Origin of the sequence: Anaerophilus nitritigenes (assembly GCF_004138215.1) — a bacterium.
GTDB lineage: Bacteria > Bacillota > Clostridia > Peptostreptococcales > Thermotaleaceae > Anaerophilus > Anaerophilus nitritogenes.
In genome coordinates this window covers 1-16,811 of sequence record NZ_RYYS01000036.1, presented here as the reverse complement: position 1 = coordinate 16,811, position 16,811 = coordinate 1, and the positions used below count along the sequence as shown (strand labels likewise).

The following is a 16,811-nucleotide window of genomic DNA, read 5'->3' as shown; positions in this document are numbered from 1 at the left end:
TCTCTTCTTATTACACTAAAACTAATCCCTCTTAATGTTTCTATTCGTCTTATAGATAGCTCCCTATTTTTTATTTGCTTGGTTCAAACCAAGATCAAAACTCAAATCTAACAACTCTTCCCTTAATCTTTGAGCAAGTTTTGTATTTCTGTCTTTTACATTATTATTCTTTACAGCAGAATAAATTGCTTTTTTATTTCCTACTAAAACAACTACTTTTTTTGCTCTAGTGATGCCTGTATATAACAAATTACGTTGAAGCATTATGTAGTGACTAAAAGTTATAGGCATTACTACAATAGGGTATTCACTTCCTTGAGCCTTATGAATTGTTGTAGCATATGCTAAAACAATTTCATCTAATTCTAATGCTTCATATTCTATCTCTCTACCATCAAAATTTACTTTTAAAGTTTTTTCTTCTGTATCAATATTACAAATAAATCCTACATCTCCATTAAAAACTTCCTTGTCATAATTGTTACGAATCTGCATGACTTTATCATAAAGTCTATATTCTATAGCTCCTCTTTTTAAATAAATAGTATTTTGATTCAAAGCTGATTGTAATACTACATTCAGATTAGCAGCTCCCGTTTCAGTTCTTTGCATAGGTGTAAGTACTTGAATATCTTGAATAGGGTCTACCTTATAGTATTTAGGTAATCTCTTTGTGCAAAGTTGTACAATGCTATTAATCACATGATTATTTTCTTCATTTTCTATAAAGAAGAAATTACTAGATTTACCTCCTGTAAGGTCTGGATTTTCTCCTTTATTAATCCTATGGGCATTGGTAATAATTTTACTTCCCATAGCCTGTCTAAAAATATGCTCTAGTTTAATAGTGGGCACTGCTTCTGATGCAATAATGTCTCTTAGAACATTTCCTGGACCTACAGATGGAAGTTGGTCAATATCTCCCACTATAATAAGAATCATATGATCCGAAACAGCTTTTAATAAATTATACATAAGAATAATATCGATCATAGATGCTTCATCTATAATAAGTACATCTGCATCAATAGGATTTTCTTCATTTTTTTTATATCCATGTGGTGGTTTATATTCTAATAGACGATGAATGGTTTTAGCCTCCATACCTGTAGCTTCACTCATTCTTTTAGCTGCCCTACCCGTAGGTGCTGCTAATACAACTTCCATTCCTGAATGTTTAAATAAACTAATAATTCCATGAGTTGTGGTAGTTTTTCCTGTACCCGGTCCACCTGTTAATACCATTACTTTAGAGTTTTCAGCTTGTTTAATAGCCTTTTTTTGTATTGTATCATAATTTATATTTTCTTTCTTTTCTAACAAATAAATCACTTTGTCACTATTTACTATGCTTTTCTTAGTTCTTTCCTCCATAATTTGCTTTAATCTACGTGCTACTCCTCTTTCACTATAAAAAAAAGGAGGTAGATAAATAATATCTGGTTCTTCTTTGATTAACTCTTTTTCCTTTAGCAAATGATCCATAGTCATCACAATTTTAGGCTCTTCAATCTCAAGTATTTCTACACATTTGCAAATGAGCTGTTTACTTGTTGCATAACAATGTCCTTCCTCTGAAAATTGACTAAGTGTATAAAAGATTCCTGCTCTACACCTTTTAAAAGAATCTTTATCTATCCCTAAATTGGATGCCAATTGATCTGCTGTCTTAAAACCTATCCCATATACATCATCAGCAAGCTTATATGGATTTTCTTTTAAAATATTTATACTCTCATTCCCATATACCTTATAAATCCTACTACCAAAAGAAGTAGAAATTCCATTAGATTGTAAAAATAACATAATATTTTTAATTTCCTTTTGATCCTGCCAAGCCTTTTTAATCATTTCTACACGTTTTTTACCTATACCCGGTACCTCTATAATTCTATCTGGTTCTTCTTCTATAATATTTAAAGTATTTTCTTGAAATAAATGAACAATCTTTTTAGCATATACAGGACCAATGCCTTTAATAAGACCACTTCCTAGATATTTTTCTATTCCATAAATACTAGCGGGAAGTGCTTCTTCCCATTCTTTTGCTTCAAACTGTCTTCCATATTTAGGATTATTTGACCAAAATCCTTTTACATAAACAACTGCCCCTATATTAACCGTAGTCATATTTCCGATAATTGTTACAAGTTCCATGTATCCTTTGCATTTCACTTTGATCACACTGTATCCAGTTTCTTCATTAGCATAAGTAATACGTTCTACTACTCCACGTAATCTTTCCATACAATTCGTCCCTTTTACTTATATTTTCATTTTATTCAGTATATCACATCTAAGCATAAAAGAATTTTTCTTAATATTTATCCATCTATCTCTACTCAAATTCACCCCTATATTTTTCACTTATTTACACAATTTATCAACAATATATTTTTTATATATTATGCAGATTTCCTTTTAAATTCAAGCAAAAAACACTAAATACTTTTTGTATCTAGTGCTTAGTTTGCTTTTATTTATATAAAACCACTTCAGTATATTATACTAAAAAAGCACTTAACCTAATAAGATTAAATGCCATTATTATACTTTACTTTCTATTTTATAGCTTTTAATTTTGCAATATCCGACCAATTACTTGCTGTAATCAATTCAACATTACTTAAATCTTTTCTTATATTTTTTACTTCTCCATTAATTTCAGCAACTTCATGCTTTAAATTTTCTTGTTCAGCAGCTATAATATTAGTTTTATGTTCTAACGCTCTTAAAATTTGAGTATGCTCATCTTGTGTTGTTTTGATATTTTTTATATCACTTTGCATCGACTTCATATCACTTTGCATCGACTTCATATCATTTTGCATTGATTTTAAAATATCTAAAATTTCTTTATCCATAAATACCACCACCTTGTAGCTTTTTAAAAATTATATCATATTTTATAGATTTAAGATCAAATTTATCTGCAAAATATTTTTCTCTTGAACCTATTATATCTATTTTAAAATACTTCCCTTTCTTTATCCTTTTTCCTTAAAGTATTTCCAATAGAAGGGCTTCTTTCTCTATAATCATCTGAATTTTTATAATTTACTTCCATATATATTTTCTGTCTATCTTTAAAATTCTTTTTATTATATAATTTAACCACGTCTCCCAAAAAACTCTTATCTAATATTTCATATTCATTAGCATGATTTATGTATCCTTTTAAATCAGAAAAAGAACCTCAGCAAATAGCTGAATCTCTCTGATATAAATTGAAAGGTTATTTTGCTCCCATGATAATCCTCCATAAGCTCTAAACAAATATAAAGATGTATTTTTTTACTTAGACGCTGCAAACAAAACATATATAGCATAATCAGTGCCTGAATCAGATCCCCTTCCAGATGTATAACTTATGTTTTGGAAAATAATTTTCAACCTATACCCATTTTTTATGACATCAAAGCTCATCTCTTTTGGCGATAAAGCTTCCTTCGTCACATGAGTTTCCCCCACGATTCCTTTAGCAAATTCATTGAGACCTGTTCCAACAAGTTCAGTCCCTGATGAATCCAAAATAGAAACACGCACTTCATCATTTGAAATCCTATTTACTTTCAATCCATAAGTCTTACCATTTAATTCAAAAGCAAGGTCTTTCATCTCTTTTTCATTCATATATCTGCCTACAAAAGTATTGAGTAGAACATCATACCCTGAAACTGGTAAAGGTTGCTGTGTATCTAATTCCACATTAATATATTGTTGATCCCCATTCTTATGGATAGAATACGTCGGTTCAAATCCAAATGTTGCTTTGAAATCATTATAGATTTTAAAATCCTCTGGTATCCAATCTATATACTCTAGTGAGCTGCTTCTTTCGAGATAATACAAAATATTAGTAGTCTCAACTTTGGTATATTCAGAAGCATCCTCTTTCTTGATAATTTTACCATCAATAAGCATCCCTTCATTTTCAAGGATGGATTGAATTCTGTTAATTTGACTTCTTCGAGAAACAGTAAAAGCATCAACTGGGGGAATAATTGAAATAATCGCAAATGTAGCAGCAAGTAAAGCAATCCATTCATTTTTTGAAACACTGCTAAAACTTAAAAGCACTCCTACTATGATGGAGAAGACTCCAAAGATGGCAATATAGTATCTTGACTCAGTTACCCCATAGGTATTCAAACGAATGCCCACAGATATTAACTGCATAATAACAATAGGAATAAGAATTTTGGGGAATATCTTGCGATAGAATAAAACAAATCGATTTTCAAGTAAACTTGATAATACAAAAATCAAAATACCAGCTATAGAATAAATCAATACCATTGGTCCAACCTGCCCAGACGGCCAAGTAAGTGTGAAAAGTATCTTTAGAAAATAAGCAATTAATACCAACGTATATATACTAATCAAAGGAATTGCAATATTCGATACCAAAATATCAAGAAATTTGGGATAACTACTGGCATGTTTGATCATGCTTTGATCTGCTTCAAATTCTGAATTGAATCTTGGCAGGAGCGATAAATAGTAGACTGGGGCAAATACTACCCAAATAATTGTCATGGTATACGCATAAAGATCATTATTAACTTTAAAAAGCAAAATATCAATAGTTCCAATAATGGCTGCAATTCCTGCCGAAAGAACTACTGAATAGAGCACAGAAGTAAAAATAGATTTAAAGTGAACCAAAGCAACTAAGTTGAAATTAACTTCCGACTTATAGGGTGGTATCCACAATACCATGCAAACCAGAGCAAAAACTGCAACTAAACTTCTTATTGTAATCTCAGCACTAATTTCGGGTGCAGGCAACAAAATCAGAAAATAACCTGCAAGAAGTAGAAGTACTCCTCCATAAACTAAAACCCTCTTTTCGGAAAGCTTGTGAAATCTTTCAACTGCAAATTGTGCAACCATTCCAAAAACTGCACCTACTACAAATGTAAACATGAGCTTTTGAAGCATCACAGACGGTGCCTCATCAATGGCGATCAATCTAAAAATAATGGAAGCTACTGCCAATAAGTTAGCCACCGTCATTGGAAACCGAAATCCTGCTAGGGAAATTTTTTTGATACTGTTAGTAAATGTTTCTTTTAAACGTTTCACAACATTTCACCTCACATAGTTCTCTTTTGATTTTTTTATTTCTTCCATCCATCTTTTGATTTTTTCTTTACTGTTCCTTCCATTTTCATCATATTCTTTATGATAGTCTTGATTTATTTGTATTTTTTTATGATCATATATTTTTTTAGTTTTGCTATCTGTCAAATTCATCACCTTCTACTATTTTATAACTATGATTATGTCAATCTTGTTTAATAAGCCCTATTTTTTATTGTTTTGTCACTCATAGTTATCGCGCCTAAATCTGATATTTAACTATATCATTTTTTATATCATACAACAACTATCCCAACATAAGTGGTTTATGATATCAAGCATGATTGCAATCTTACTATCCTTATAAAATTCTTGAAATGAAAATGATTTTCTTTAGACTTTTAAAATTAAAAAAGTAGGATAGGCAAACTATATGCTTACATGATATTATTAATTTATAGGGTATCTCTCTAGCATGGTGGATTTTCATATACTATACTTCTTTGATTTAAGTTACCTGAGATGAATATTAAAAAAGTTGCATACTATTAAATAGTATAGTGAATTTCTCCATTATAATAATTATATCGAGGTGAAGGAATATGTTTAGTTTTTATGGTAAGCTCTCTACAGAAGTATACAATATAGACAAACCTATTGGATACTCCTTTGGTGATGTGGAATTTTACAAAGAAAGACTTGAACCTGTTAAAGGAAGAATTCTTGAACCAGCAGTAGGAACAGGTCGTATTTTAGTTCCTCTATTAGAAGCAGGTTTCATTGTAGATGGGATAGATTCTTCTCCTGAGATGCTAAGTTTATGTAGCTCTCATTGTGAACAAAAAGGTCTTAAGGCTGACCTTCATCAGAAAAATATGCAATCTTTTTCTTTACCTTATAAATATGAAGCAATCATTATCCCTACAGGCTCCTTTTTACTGCTTGAAAATTCAATCGATGCTATTAATGGATTAAAATGCTTCTATGAACATCTTGATATAGATGGACGTCTTATTATAGATCTATTTATACCATCAAATTTTAATACTGGATATACTTCAACAAGGACTTGGGTTACTCCTCCCGGAGACTTAATCACCTTAAACGAATCCCTTGTCGAAGTTAATTTTATTAATCAATATACAGTTTCCCATTTGCGATATGAAAAATGGTGCAACAATCAGTTGATACAAACTGAATTGGAACGTTTGTCACTTAGATGGTATGGAGTAGAGGAATTCAGATTAATTCTAGAGAAAATTGGATTTAAAGATATTATTATTTCTTCTGATTATAAGTTTAATGTCTATCCTACAGATAAAAATCAAATCATTACTTTTGAAGCATATCGTAAATAATACATTATTTTATATTGATTTTATAATATTTATACATTTTATATGATCCTCTTTAATATACATATCATTCTTTGATTCTTTTAATTCTCTAATGACAGTTCAGACTTAAATATTATTACAGCGTTTCCTAAGACTTTAACTTCTACAGGCTCTTTATCTTCTATTTTTACTTCAACTTCAATAATCCCTGGTCGCTTCATAGCTTCACCTTGCTTAGCCTTAAATCTAAATAAAGAATTATTATGCTTAATCATATTATGATGAACAAGATATGCTCCCAAAGGACCATTTGCATTTCCAGTTACAGGGTCTTCATTTATACCTATTGCAGGTGCAAACATTCTACCATGTATTAAAATATCACTATCCTGCGAATTAATTGTAAAAACATAATATCCATTGCAATTAATAATTCTACTCAATTTAGAAAGTTCATCATAGTTTGGTTTCATTTTGTTTAAGATTTCAATACTTTTTATTCCAATCATAACTTTAGAATGCCCTGTTGAAACAATCTGCATCTCATAATTTTCTAGCAAGTCATCATTACTTATATTAAGTGCTGATAAAAGAGTTTTTTTATTTGCTCCATCAATAATACTTCCAAACTCAATATTGCCTTGTGTCATAACAATTTTATAATCATTATCTTCCTTCTCTATATCAACAGGTAAAATTCCAACACCTGTCTTATGATAAACTCTTGAAGCATCAAGCTTATTTTCAATAGCTCGAGCATAATGAGCAGCAATAGTAGCATGGCCGCAAATTGGCACTTCTTTTATTGGAGTAAAAAAGCGTATATAAACATCATACTCATCACTATTAGAAGAAAACATAAAAGCTGTCTCTGAATTATTAAGTTCTCTAGCTATTTTCTGCATATCATCAGTAGTTAACCCATCAGCATTTGTTATTACTCCAGCTGGATTTCCTGTAAATTTCGCCTTTGTAAATGAGTCTATTTGATATAGCTTATACTTTTTTGTCATAATTTTTCCTCCTAAATTTATATCTTTACCGAGAATTCTATTGATACAATGAGAGAGATTATGAGCTAACACCTTTGTTCTAAACCTTATCACAAACCATAATAAAGATTTTTCCAAGACTTTATCGATGTTTAGCTACCATGTTAATTGTAAAAATGTAGTTTCAATTCGTCTTCTAATCTTGAAATAGCGTTTTTTGAGCAAGAAATTAAATTACTTTCCCAGTTGTTTTTTGTAAAATACACAGATACATAGTAAAGATTTTCAGGCTTTGCTAGTATCATTATAACCTAATATATCTACCAAGTGATGTTAAAATAATTTAATAAATTGAATGATTAAAATACTATTTAATGAAGATAATAATAGATGAAAAAATAAAAATTGAAGGTAGAATTAAAGGTATACCAATGTATGGATCAAGTTTAAATCAAGTAATAGGAGGACACACTGCATTAATGGAGCTTGCTTGGGAAGATCCTTACAATGCCCCTTCACAACAACTTACAAATGCATACAATAAATCTCAGAATACAACACCACTACAATAATCTACTTTAAGAGCCTTTACTGAAGGCTCTTAAAGTAGATTATTATAGATTTAAAAACTCAGTTTGACATTTAAATAAGAATATATTTAATTAAAAATGTACAAATTATGTTTGATTAAAAAATTATAGGAGGAGGACTTTTTATTTATGAAATTAGCAGCACATGAGTTACACGATTTAAATGAATTAACAATGAGTTGTGTTAATAGTATAACCAATATGGCCTATATGCTAGATCATGTAAAAGATCCAGAATTTAAAGACATGTTGAAAAGACATTTTCCATATCATGTTCGTGATTACAATATGAAAGTAGAATTTATTAATAATCAGCAAGGTGCACAAAAGGAACTTCCTAGATTTAAAATCAATGGGAATCTAACAAATTATGCTCAATCAATAATTAGTGAATATCTACCAATTCAACCTCGAACTACTGTTACAGATATGGATGATCGAGAAATGGCTACAGCATACTTGCTTACTTTAAAACGTGCTGGAAGAGAATATGCATGGGCTGCCATGGAAACAGCTAATCCTGAAATTCGTGGTTTTTTAGAAACAGCATTTTTAATGAGTAGTTCTCATGCTTATGATGTATGGCAATATATGGTGGACAAAGGATATTATCCTTTAGAGCAAGCAGATCAGCAAATGACTTCCAAGATTGGAAATATGTATCAAGTTGTTCCTGAAGACCAACAACGTATAAATCATTTAGCAAATCAATATAATAATGCAATTGATAGTAATAGAGAAAATATGTATCAACATGAACAGATCCTAATTAATAAATAGACAACAAATAAAAGATCATGAGGGATGATACCTAAATTTAATAGGTATCATCCCTTTCTTTATTTTTGGTCTAATTTACATTCCTTCAGAAGGCTTTCTGCACATGGAAGTATGGAATTTATACTTTTAATTCTAGCTATTCTTGGCATACAAAAACTACTTCCTCTCTTTTTATAATTAGAAGTAGTATTTTCATTTTCGATGCCATATAGATCAGCTTCATTTTTTCTAATAATGATCACAAGCAGATGTAAGCTCTCCTGTAACAGAGTTCATTACATATCCATATATACTCACATCATCTGGAATAAGTGGATGACGGCGTAACAATGCTACTGAATTTTGTACTGAGGTATTCACATCCTCAAAACCTCTTAACCAAGCATCTATATTCACTCCAAAATCTCGAGCTAGTTCAATTCTTTCTGAAGGAATTCCTCTCTGTTTCATATGATCAAGTATTTTTTCACTATCCATATGTTGAATTCCACAATCAGTATGTCCAATGACAATAATTTCATTAACATTCAATTCATATATGGAAACTAATAAACTGCGAACCCCACTTCCAAAAGGATGGGAAATGATTCCTCCAGCATTTTTGATAATTTTAGCATCTCCATTCTTCAGTCCTAATGCTGCTGGAAGCAATTCTATTAAACGAGTATCCATACAAGTAACAATAGCAACTTTTTTATTTGGATATTTACTTGTTCTATAAGTTTCATATTTTTTCTCAGATACAAAAGTACGATTAAAATCCAATATTTTTTCTATCATTATATTCTCCTTCTTTAAATTTTCTCGATTTACTTACAATGTATAAACATTGTTCCTTACAAAAAGATTTACTTCTACATTAAATCCTGCATTTATTATCGTTTAATTTATAGATGATTGAAATATAATCATTCCATAAGATAACAAAATTTATTTCTTCTCTTAAAGCTCTTAACTTAAAATAATTATTTCTATTTTACTACACCTATAGAACAATAATCAATAACTATTGGAAAAATTTGATACTCTCCCTGAAGTAATATTGCTCATCACTTTACAAATTTCTTTTGCTTCCATATTACAAAGACACATCATAACTCATATAGTTCTATTATTGAATAAAAAATTTTTTTAATTTATCTTTTACTTCTTCATCTGATAAAAAATAATCCTCCATTAATGTACCTTTATCGAAATACAATATTCTAGTACAAGTATTACAAATAAATTCATAATCATGAGTAACTAAAAATATAACTTTTCCGTCTTTTCTCAGTTTATCTATAAGTTTTGAAACTCTAATCATACTATCATAGTCTAATCCACTTGTGGGTTCATCAAATATTAAAATTTCTCTTTTACTTACAATACTTGTTGCAACAGCAAGCCTTTGTTTTTGACCTCCTGACAAGGTGTTTGGATGATGATCTTTATATTCATAAAGTCCTAAAGATTTAAGTACTTGAAGCACTTCTTCTCTATTAAAATTTTTTATTCCAAAACAACATTCTTCTTCAACTTTTTCTGCAAAAAGCTGATAATTAACATCCTGCATAACTAAATAACACTTTTTTAGACGCTGTTTATCTGTAAATTCTTTATCATTTATAACAATTTGCCCATCATAGTCTTTGTGTAATCCACATAAAGCTTTTGAAAATGTTGTTTTTCCTGCTCCATTATGACCTATAATACCTATACATTCACCTCTAGATGCAGTTATATCAAAACCTTTTTTAATAATCTGTTTTTTTCCATATCTTAAAATCATATTTTTTATTGTTAAATAGTTATTTTTTTCTAATTGTTCTTTTTTTATTGGTTCAACTTTACTTAGATCTAATGCTCTTAATCCTTTATTTTCTCTTTCTTTAACAGAAAGTTTTAAAAAAGTTTCCGGAGAATATATAGACTTTATTTCTCCCTTTTCTATATAACAAATATTATCTGCTAAATCCTTTAAATAATATAATCGATGCTCTGTTATAATAATTGTTTTTCCTTTACTTTTTAAAAAGGTTAATATGGCTTTTAAATCATTAATTGCATCACTATCTAGATTAGAAGATGGTTCATCTAAAACATAAATATCTGGATTCATAGCATAAATAGAGGCAAACGCTATTTTTTGCTTTTCTCCTCCTGATAACTCAAAAATACTTCTATTTCTTAATTTTTCTATTTTAAAATCATAAAATACCTTATCTACAATTGGTCTTAATTTTTCTTCTGAAACTGAAAGATTTTCAATACCAAAAGCAATTTCACTATCTGTATCTGTATTAAAGAATTGAGTATTAGGATTTTGAAATACAGACCCTACTTTTTCTGATATTTTATAAATTGGAAGATTTGAAATTAATTTACCATCAATCTCTACAGCTCCACTTAAATCTCCTGGATAAAAATCTGGTATAAGGCCATTTAAAAGACGTGTATTACTTGTCTTGCCACAACCACTTCTTCCACATAAAACTATACATTGACCTTCCTTTATTGTAAGATTAATATTTTTTATAGAAGGTTCTTCCTTTCCTTTATACGTAAATGAAACATTTTTAAAATTAATCAAAAAAATCCATCTCCTTATCTTAATACTTCTAAAACAATAACTATAACCACTAAACCAATAGATAAATAATCACAAAATCTCATTTTCATTTTTACCATACATGTTCTTGGATTTGGATTTTCAATTGCTCTTGTTATAGCTGCTGCTGATAGTTCATCTGATACTTTAGAAGCTGACATAAGCATTGGAACATATATACATTCAATAGTATCTGATGGATTTTTTAAGAATCCCCAAAATGTAGGACTTACATCTCTCATTCTCATTGAATTTTTTATATTCTTCCAATCCTCACATACTACTGGAAAATACCTAATCATAACTGTTAGTGGAATAATGACTTTTTTGGATACCCCCATCTTGTTTAGAGCCCCCATAAATTCACTAACTTTTGTTGTAGAAATCATAATACTTGCTAATAATGCACATGGTAATATCATCTTTACGAATTGTGAAAATGTCATTATCATAAGCGCCAATGTTCCACTTAAATATTTTTTAGCCAAATATTCTACTAAAATAAGGCAAAAATATCCAAGTGATATCTTTACTGGAGACTTATATGCACCACATAAAAAACCAAAAATTAAATAAAAAATTATAAGACTCATTTTTATTTGAATACTAAATGCAAGAAATATTGACACATTTCCTAATATCATTAAAATAATCTTTGTTCGAGGATCAATTTTCAAAACACCTTTTTCCCCTTTGTTTTCTACTGTAATATAATTAATCATGACACTATTCCAGCTTTTCTAAACTGCTTTCTTAATAATCTTTTACCTATTAAACCACTTATAACAGCACAAATAATTGTACCTATAATAATAGCTGGCAACATCCAACTCTGACCAGTTGAAACCATTGTATCAAAATACGCTGGATTTGCTGTACTGTTCTTTTGCATATAAGCCAAATAATTCTTTTGATCTAAAAAAAACATGGCATATGATGTTATATTCGCTAACATAAATAATGAATATCCTATTATTGTAAGTTTGAAATTTTTATATTTTCCACTTGCTGTAATACTATCTGCAATAATTCCTAAAACCATAAACCCAACAGCCATGCTCCAGTGCATACCAGTTATAAACATAAAAATTCCCACTAAAATTCCTAAAATCGTGATACTACCTTTCTTTGGAACTTTTGCAGATAAAAGTAAATACACTGGACCTGGAAGTAATGCTGCCCCTAATGGCATAAGAAAAGTTAGAACAGGATTGGTTGCAAAAAATACTCCTCCTAAAAGCATAAATACTGTGAAAATTGTAGAAAAAATCCCTGTGGTTACCATATCCTTCACAGTTAATTTATTTGCCTTACTTAATTGTTTTGACATAAGTATTCCCCCTAAAATATTGATTTAGTTAATCTAATTCTATACCTATCTTCTAATTAACATTTTATAAAACCTATTTTTAGTATATAGTATATATTATAATAACGGTATTGAGAATGCACATTATTATCATTCGTCTATTCACGATATATTAGAGTCCAATCGCGGCAAAGGAGGCTGAAAATGAATCAACAATTAAATATTCATGAATCTTTGCTTTTAAAGAACGGTTTTCATAAATGTAATAACTGTAAAAAATATAATTCTATTGGAACTTGTTATGAATTAGACCCTGCTATTGGATCAGGTTATTATTGGATTTATATTCATGAAAATCTTTTCTCTATAGTAATTCATGATTTTTATTTTCACGAAGATTTTTATTTTGAAAGTTTACTTCCTGAGTATTTTAGTATTTCATATTACGAATCTGTTTCTGGCGAAGAATTAAATCCTTATTCTCGCTTAAATGCAGGATGTGTTAAAAGTTACTGGTGTAATAAAACTAGATATAAAGCATTATTACATAAAAACATTCCTATAAAATCTATAGGAATAGAATTTATGCCAAAATATTGCGATGAATTTTTATCAAATAAATTTTCAGATGAGTATATAAATCCTCGCTCAGCTTTAATAAACATTAATGAAACAACGGATTTTCCAGAAATGGTCTTGTTACTACATCAAATATTAAATTATAAAGGCAATGGTATTTCTGCTAAATTATTTTATGATGGCAAAGTCTCAGAAGCAATGGCACTTATATACGAAAGATATAACCCCCATAAAAAAACTTATTCAAATCTTTCTCAAATAGATATAGACCATTTACAAAGTGTAGCTTCATATATTAATGATCATTATGCTAATGAATTACCCCTATCTAAATTGTGTGAAATGGCATGCATGGGAACTACTAAATTCAAAAAATCCTTCAAAGAACTATATAAATGTACTGCTACTGAATATATACAGCATCGTCGTATGAGCCAAGCTGAGCATCTTTTAACAGATACGGATTTGACAATAGGTCAAATTTCTAAAATTGTAGGTTATAAAAGTGCTAGTAGATTTTCAGAACTATTTAAAAAAAGCACTGGTTTATGTCCCATTGAATATAGACATTTATCAAAGCGTTCTTAATCCATACTCTAAAAAAGCTAAAAATTTTATGTAGCTTATGGCTTATGGGACAGTTATAATTTTTCATATGTATGGGACAGTTATAATTTTTCATAAATTAATTTTCTTATAGCCTTCTTCTATTAGATTTTGATTTGTGGTATCATAACTTATAAAAGTTGGGGGTGACTATAAGATGGCGTGTGTTGCTGAATTTGGTATAGTAGACAACTTTGATAAAAACAAGGATTATTCAGAATATGAACCACAAAAATATAATTGTATTGCCATTGAAGACGATATAATAAATAATTGGTGGAATGAACTAATGTTAATAAAGACGTATTTTCATAATTATAATAGACCAGAATATGCACTAGCAAGATGGTGCGTAACATTAATACCGCCAGAATCGTTAGAAGCCTTTTATAGTATTGTAGCTAATGACAGCAGATCTAAAACTTCAGAAGAATTAGCAAATCTTATGACATTGATTACAAAGGCTATAAGTGAAAATAAATATATTATACATTATGGTGTTTAAGTTAAAAAGAATAGCTACAAAAATTGTTTAGGAGGTACGTATGGGACAATCATGGAGTGGAATTAAGAAAAAACTAGAACAAGATTTATTATGTGAAAAATTAAGAGGTAGAGTTAGATATTTTATTACCAAATATAGGAAGTCTCATGATGATGAGTCTCGAATAGCCATATTAATAGATAAAAAAGAAGTTGTACGTGGTAATATATTTGATTTTTATAGAGAAGCTGATCCTATTTCAAATAAAATTAGAGCAGAACAAAAAATCCCAAAACGTTTATGGAATGGAGATGAAACACTTTATGATAATGAAAATAATGAGCTTGAAGAAAGAGTCGATGAAATTTGTATTAATAAAGGTATAATTGATTCCTATCTATTCATAATAGCCCTTAATTTTTATCTACACCATTCAATAACAGAGAGCATAAGTTCAACAAATCCTCTTGTGAGATTATTTGCAATACTAGACAGAAGAATTGGTAAAAGAACACTTTATAAGCTTAAAGATAAAGTAAGTGCCCAACCTGAGTGGTTAAAGCAATTTTATAAATTAAGGCTAGATGTGGAAAATATACGTTTTGAAAGATAAGGCTAGTAAAGGTCAATTGAGTTTTAGATTGTTCAACTACTGAAGATAATTGTGCATTATGAGCTTTTTGATGCTGTTTAGGTATTCCTAGCTTTTCACCTAAATGCTCTTTTAATACATAAATTTTCTATTTAATAGCTTTTAATTTATCAATGACTAATGGACTAATGGGACAGTTATGGTTTTTCATAAACTAATTTTCTATAGCCATCTTCCATAGTAAACTCAAAAAGAACTTCTAGTTTTATTGATACTTAGAAGTTCTTTCTATATTTGGGTATAGCAAAAATTTATACAATTCATGATTTTAGATATATCTGTTCCATTTACATCTATCAATTTTAGCTACTCTTAGCATACAAAAACTACTTCCTCTCTTTTTATAATTAGAAGTAGTATTTGTATTTTCATCATTATTTATTATATTGTAACTGTTCCTTGCTTATTTCATTTCTGGTGACGATATGAGAACGAAATTAGATTTTATGTTATGTAGTATTTGTTTTCGTGTTTCTTGGGTATAAATTTGCGATTATTCCCTATTATGTATATACTGGATGCATATCGTTTTAGCGAAAGTATGATAATGATAATTGATATGGATTACATTTCTGTGAAAGCTGCCTCCTAAAAATGGAGCACTTAAAAAAGGAAAATGAAATAACAGCAAGTAAAATCAAGCAGTAATCTCTCTATTCCTTTATAATAAATGTAGGGTGATTGAAACGAGGTGAATAGACAAATGTACGAGTGGCACAAGCATATCCAAATAATCGTTGATGAAATTGACGAGTGTATCAGACATCATCACGATGAAGCACTAACACTACGGTTTCTTTCTCACAAGTTGGGTTATTCTGAATTTCATACTACCAGAAAATTTAAGGAAATATCGGGTATGAAGTTTAGAGATTATTTGCGACTTAGAAAGTTAGCCTTTGCACTAAAAGAGGTTCGGGATAGTGAAAAAAGTATTTTGGACATTGCTTTTGATTATGGTTTTTCATCACATGAAGCTTTTACCAGAGCTTTCAAGAGATCATATGGTGTAACTCCAAGTGAATACCGAAAAAAGCCTAAGCCTGTCGTTCTTCGTACAAAAATAAACCCTTTCGATCGCTACTTTTTAGGATTTGGAGAGATTGGTATGATGAAATCTACAGATGATGTTAAAATTTATTTTGTAACCATTCCCGCACACAAATTTTTGCACATTAAAAACTATGAGAGTAATGGGTATTGGGATTTTTGGCAAAAGCAAAGTCTTATTCCGGGGCAGGACTGCGAAACAATTTGCGGCTTACTCGATAGTATCAAGGGCAAATTAGATGACGATGGTGGAAGCGAATCTAACAGCAACAGCGGTCAGATTATGGCATACATTAATGACCCGGACGGCAGACTCTGCGATTGGGGTATTCCACGTACAGAGTGTTATGGTGTACGTCTTCCTTTTGATTATAAAGGCGAAGTACCACCACAAATGCTTATGATTGATGTTCCCGAAGCCGAGTATATTGTTTTTGAACATGGGCCATTCGATTATGAGCAGGAAAATCATAGTGTGGAGGAAAAGATTGAAAAGGCAATGGCAACTTTTGATTTTGCAGGCACTGGTTACTGCTTTGATACTTCCCCCGGTAGAATAATTTACTTTTATTTTAATCCGGAACGGTTTTTTAAATATATCAGACCAGTTCGGAAGTAAATAAAATTGACTTTAGTTAGCTGGTCTCTTCTTTACATTGCTAAAAAAACACATTATAAAATGGATAACTCTAAAAAGGCTCTATGTCAATAGTTGGGGTGGGATTGTTCATAATCCCGCTCCATTACTTTATTAGAG

At 29.8% G+C, this 16,811-nt stretch carries 18 protein-coding genes; 7 read left to right on the top strand and 11 right to left on the bottom strand.

Annotated features, from left to right (window positions below):
• Nucleotides 1-63: 63 nt before the first annotated feature.
• From recD2 to EK368_RS14820, 5 genes are all read right to left on the bottom strand, one after another.
• A complete protein-coding gene (recD2, locus tag EK368_RS05530; protein WP_129597257.1) occupies nucleotides 64-2,247 on the bottom strand; it encodes an SF1B family DNA helicase RecD2 in 2,184 nt (727 codons plus the stop codon).
• A gap of 314 nt (nucleotides 2,248-2,561) precedes the next feature.
• Complete coding sequence (locus tag EK368_RS05525) at nucleotides 2,562-2,864, bottom strand: hypothetical protein (RefSeq protein ID WP_129597255.1); 303 nt, start codon at nucleotides 2,862-2,864, stop codon at nucleotides 2,562-2,564.
• Between the two features lie 104 nt (nucleotides 2,865-2,968).
• Complete coding sequence (locus tag EK368_RS15100; RefSeq protein WP_207670264.1) at nucleotides 2,969-3,118, bottom strand: hypothetical protein; 150 nt, start codon at nucleotides 3,116-3,118, stop codon at nucleotides 2,969-2,971.
• Nucleotides 3,119-3,294: 176 nt separating this feature from the next.
• The gene (locus EK368_RS05520; protein WP_243109365.1) at nucleotides 3,295-5,088 is read right to left on the bottom strand and encodes a DUF4153 domain-containing protein; all 1,794 of its coding nucleotides are present in this window, start codon (nucleotides 5,086-5,088) and stop codon (nucleotides 3,295-3,297) included.
• 6 nt (nucleotides 5,089-5,094) lie between these two features.
• Nucleotides 5,095-5,253, bottom strand: a complete 159-nt coding sequence (locus EK368_RS14820; RefSeq protein ID WP_165000334.1) for a hypothetical protein — start codon at nucleotides 5,251-5,253, stop codon at nucleotides 5,095-5,097.
• Nucleotides 5,254-5,687: 434 nt separating this feature from the next.
• Between EK368_RS14820 and EK368_RS05515 the strand changes: the two genes are divergently transcribed.
• The gene (locus EK368_RS05515) at nucleotides 5,688-6,443 is read left to right on the top strand and encodes a class I SAM-dependent methyltransferase (RefSeq protein ID WP_129597253.1); all 756 of its coding nucleotides are present in this window, start codon (nucleotides 5,688-5,690) and stop codon (nucleotides 6,441-6,443) included.
• An 80-nt stretch (nucleotides 6,444-6,523) separates the two neighbouring features.
• On the opposite strand, the gene EK368_RS05510 is transcribed toward EK368_RS05515, so the two are convergent.
• The gene (locus tag EK368_RS05510) at nucleotides 6,524-7,435 is read right to left on the bottom strand and encodes a PhzF family isomerase (protein ID WP_129597251.1); all 912 of its coding nucleotides are present in this window, start codon (nucleotides 7,433-7,435) and stop codon (nucleotides 6,524-6,526) included.
• Nucleotides 7,436-7,788: 353 nt separating this feature from the next.
• Here EK368_RS05510 and EK368_RS05505 point away from each other — a divergent pair, with 353 nt between their 5' ends.
• The gene (locus EK368_RS05505; RefSeq protein ID WP_202976433.1) at nucleotides 7,789-7,986 is read left to right on the top strand and encodes a hypothetical protein; all 198 of its coding nucleotides are present in this window, start codon (nucleotides 7,789-7,791) and stop codon (nucleotides 7,984-7,986) included.
• A 147-nt stretch (nucleotides 7,987-8,133) separates the two neighbouring features.
• Nucleotides 8,134-8,784: a spore coat protein gene (locus EK368_RS05500; protein WP_129597250.1), complete on the top strand. Its 651-nt coding sequence runs from the start codon at nucleotides 8,134-8,136 to the stop codon at nucleotides 8,782-8,784.
• A 59-nt stretch (nucleotides 8,785-8,843) separates the two neighbouring features.
• On the opposite strand, the gene EK368_RS05495 is transcribed toward EK368_RS05500, so the two are convergent.
• The 5 genes from EK368_RS05495 to EK368_RS05475 form a co-directional block, all read right to left on the bottom strand.
• Nucleotides 8,844-9,026: a hypothetical protein gene (locus EK368_RS05495; RefSeq protein WP_129597248.1), complete on the bottom strand. Its 183-nt coding sequence runs from the start codon at nucleotides 9,024-9,026 to the stop codon at nucleotides 8,844-8,846.
• The gene (locus EK368_RS05490; RefSeq protein WP_129597246.1) at nucleotides 9,013-9,564 is read right to left on the bottom strand and encodes a beta-class carbonic anhydrase; all 552 of its coding nucleotides are present in this window, start codon (nucleotides 9,562-9,564) and stop codon (nucleotides 9,013-9,015) included. Before EK368_RS05490 ends, EK368_RS05495 begins: the two co-directional genes overlap by 14 nt.
• Nucleotides 9,565-9,895: 331 nt before the next feature.
• On the bottom strand, nucleotides 9,896-11,356 hold the full coding sequence (locus EK368_RS05485; protein ID WP_129597244.1) for an ABC transporter ATP-binding protein: 1,461 nt from the start codon (nucleotides 11,354-11,356) through the stop codon (nucleotides 9,896-9,898).
• A 14-nt stretch (nucleotides 11,357-11,370) separates the two neighbouring features.
• A complete protein-coding gene (locus EK368_RS05480) occupies nucleotides 11,371-12,096 on the bottom strand; it encodes an energy-coupling factor transporter transmembrane component T (protein ID WP_129597242.1) in 726 nt (241 codons plus the stop codon).
• Nucleotides 12,093-12,704, bottom strand: coding sequence for an MptD family putative ECF transporter S component (locus tag EK368_RS05475; protein WP_129597240.1), 612 nt, complete (start codon nucleotides 12,702-12,704; stop codon nucleotides 12,093-12,095). Before EK368_RS05475 ends, EK368_RS05480 begins: the two co-directional genes overlap by 4 nt.
• A 183-nt stretch (nucleotides 12,705-12,887) precedes the next feature.
• Here EK368_RS05475 and EK368_RS05470 point away from each other — a divergent pair, with 183 nt between their 5' ends.
• The 4 genes from EK368_RS05470 to EK368_RS05455 all read left to right on the top strand — a co-directional run bounded on the left by EK368_RS05470 (nucleotide 12,888) and on the right by EK368_RS05455 (nucleotide 16,673).
• Nucleotides 12,888-13,850: a helix-turn-helix domain-containing protein gene (locus EK368_RS05470; protein WP_129597238.1), complete on the top strand. Its 963-nt coding sequence runs from the start codon at nucleotides 12,888-12,890 to the stop codon at nucleotides 13,848-13,850.
• A gap of 175 nt (nucleotides 13,851-14,025) precedes the next feature.
• Complete coding sequence (locus EK368_RS05465) at nucleotides 14,026-14,373, top strand: hypothetical protein (RefSeq protein WP_129597236.1); 348 nt, start codon at nucleotides 14,026-14,028, stop codon at nucleotides 14,371-14,373.
• A gap of 40 nt (nucleotides 14,374-14,413) precedes the next feature.
• Entirely contained in the window at nucleotides 14,414-14,965 is a 552-nt protein-coding gene (locus EK368_RS05460) for an SF0329 family protein (RefSeq protein WP_129597234.1), read from the top strand.
• A gap of 742 nt (nucleotides 14,966-15,707) precedes the next feature.
• Complete coding sequence (locus tag EK368_RS05455) at nucleotides 15,708-16,673, top strand: helix-turn-helix transcriptional regulator (RefSeq protein ID WP_129597232.1); 966 nt, start codon at nucleotides 15,708-15,710, stop codon at nucleotides 16,671-16,673.
• Nucleotides 16,674-16,811 lie beyond the last annotated feature (138 nt).

What these genes read in the sequence shown, in the direction of transcription:
- recD2 (WP_129597257.1), bottom strand. Translation starts at nt 2,247, where the DNA reads ATGGAAAGATTACGTGGAGTAGTAGAACGTATTACTTATGCTAATGAA.
- EK368_RS05525 (WP_129597255.1), bottom strand. Translation starts at nt 2,864, where the DNA reads ATGGATAAAGAAATTTTAGATATTTTAAAATCAATGCAAAATGATATG.
- EK368_RS05515 (WP_129597253.1), top strand. Translation starts at nt 5,688, where the DNA reads ATGTTTAGTTTTTATGGTAAGCTCTCTACAGAAGTATACAATATAGAC.
- EK368_RS05510 (WP_129597251.1), bottom strand. Translation starts at nt 7,435, where the DNA reads ATGACAAAAAAGTATAAGCTATATCAAATAGACTCATTTACAAAGGCG.
- EK368_RS05505 (WP_202976433.1), top strand. Translation starts at nt 7,789, where the DNA reads ATGAAGATAATAATAGATGAAAAAATAAAAATTGAAGGTAGAATTAAA.
- EK368_RS05500 (WP_129597250.1), top strand. Translation starts at nt 8,134, where the DNA reads ATGAAATTAGCAGCACATGAGTTACACGATTTAAATGAATTAACAATG.
- EK368_RS05490 (WP_129597246.1), bottom strand. Translation starts at nt 9,564, where the DNA reads ATGATAGAAAAAATATTGGATTTTAATCGTACTTTTGTATCTGAGAAA.
- EK368_RS05480 (WP_129597242.1), bottom strand. Translation starts at nt 12,096, where the DNA reads ATGATTAATTATATTACAGTAGAAAACAAAGGGGAAAAAGGTGTTTTG.
- EK368_RS05475 (WP_129597240.1), bottom strand. Translation starts at nt 12,704, where the DNA reads ATGTCAAAACAATTAAGTAAGGCAAATAAATTAACTGTGAAGGATATG.
- EK368_RS05470 (WP_129597238.1), top strand. Translation starts at nt 12,888, where the DNA reads ATGAATCAACAATTAAATATTCATGAATCTTTGCTTTTAAAGAACGGT.
- EK368_RS05465 (WP_129597236.1), top strand. Translation starts at nt 14,026, where the DNA reads ATGGCGTGTGTTGCTGAATTTGGTATAGTAGACAACTTTGATAAAAAC.
- EK368_RS05460 (WP_129597234.1), top strand. Translation starts at nt 14,414, where the DNA reads ATGGGACAATCATGGAGTGGAATTAAGAAAAAACTAGAACAAGATTTA.
- EK368_RS05455 (WP_129597232.1), top strand. Translation starts at nt 15,708, where the DNA reads ATGTACGAGTGGCACAAGCATATCCAAATAATCGTTGATGAAATTGAC.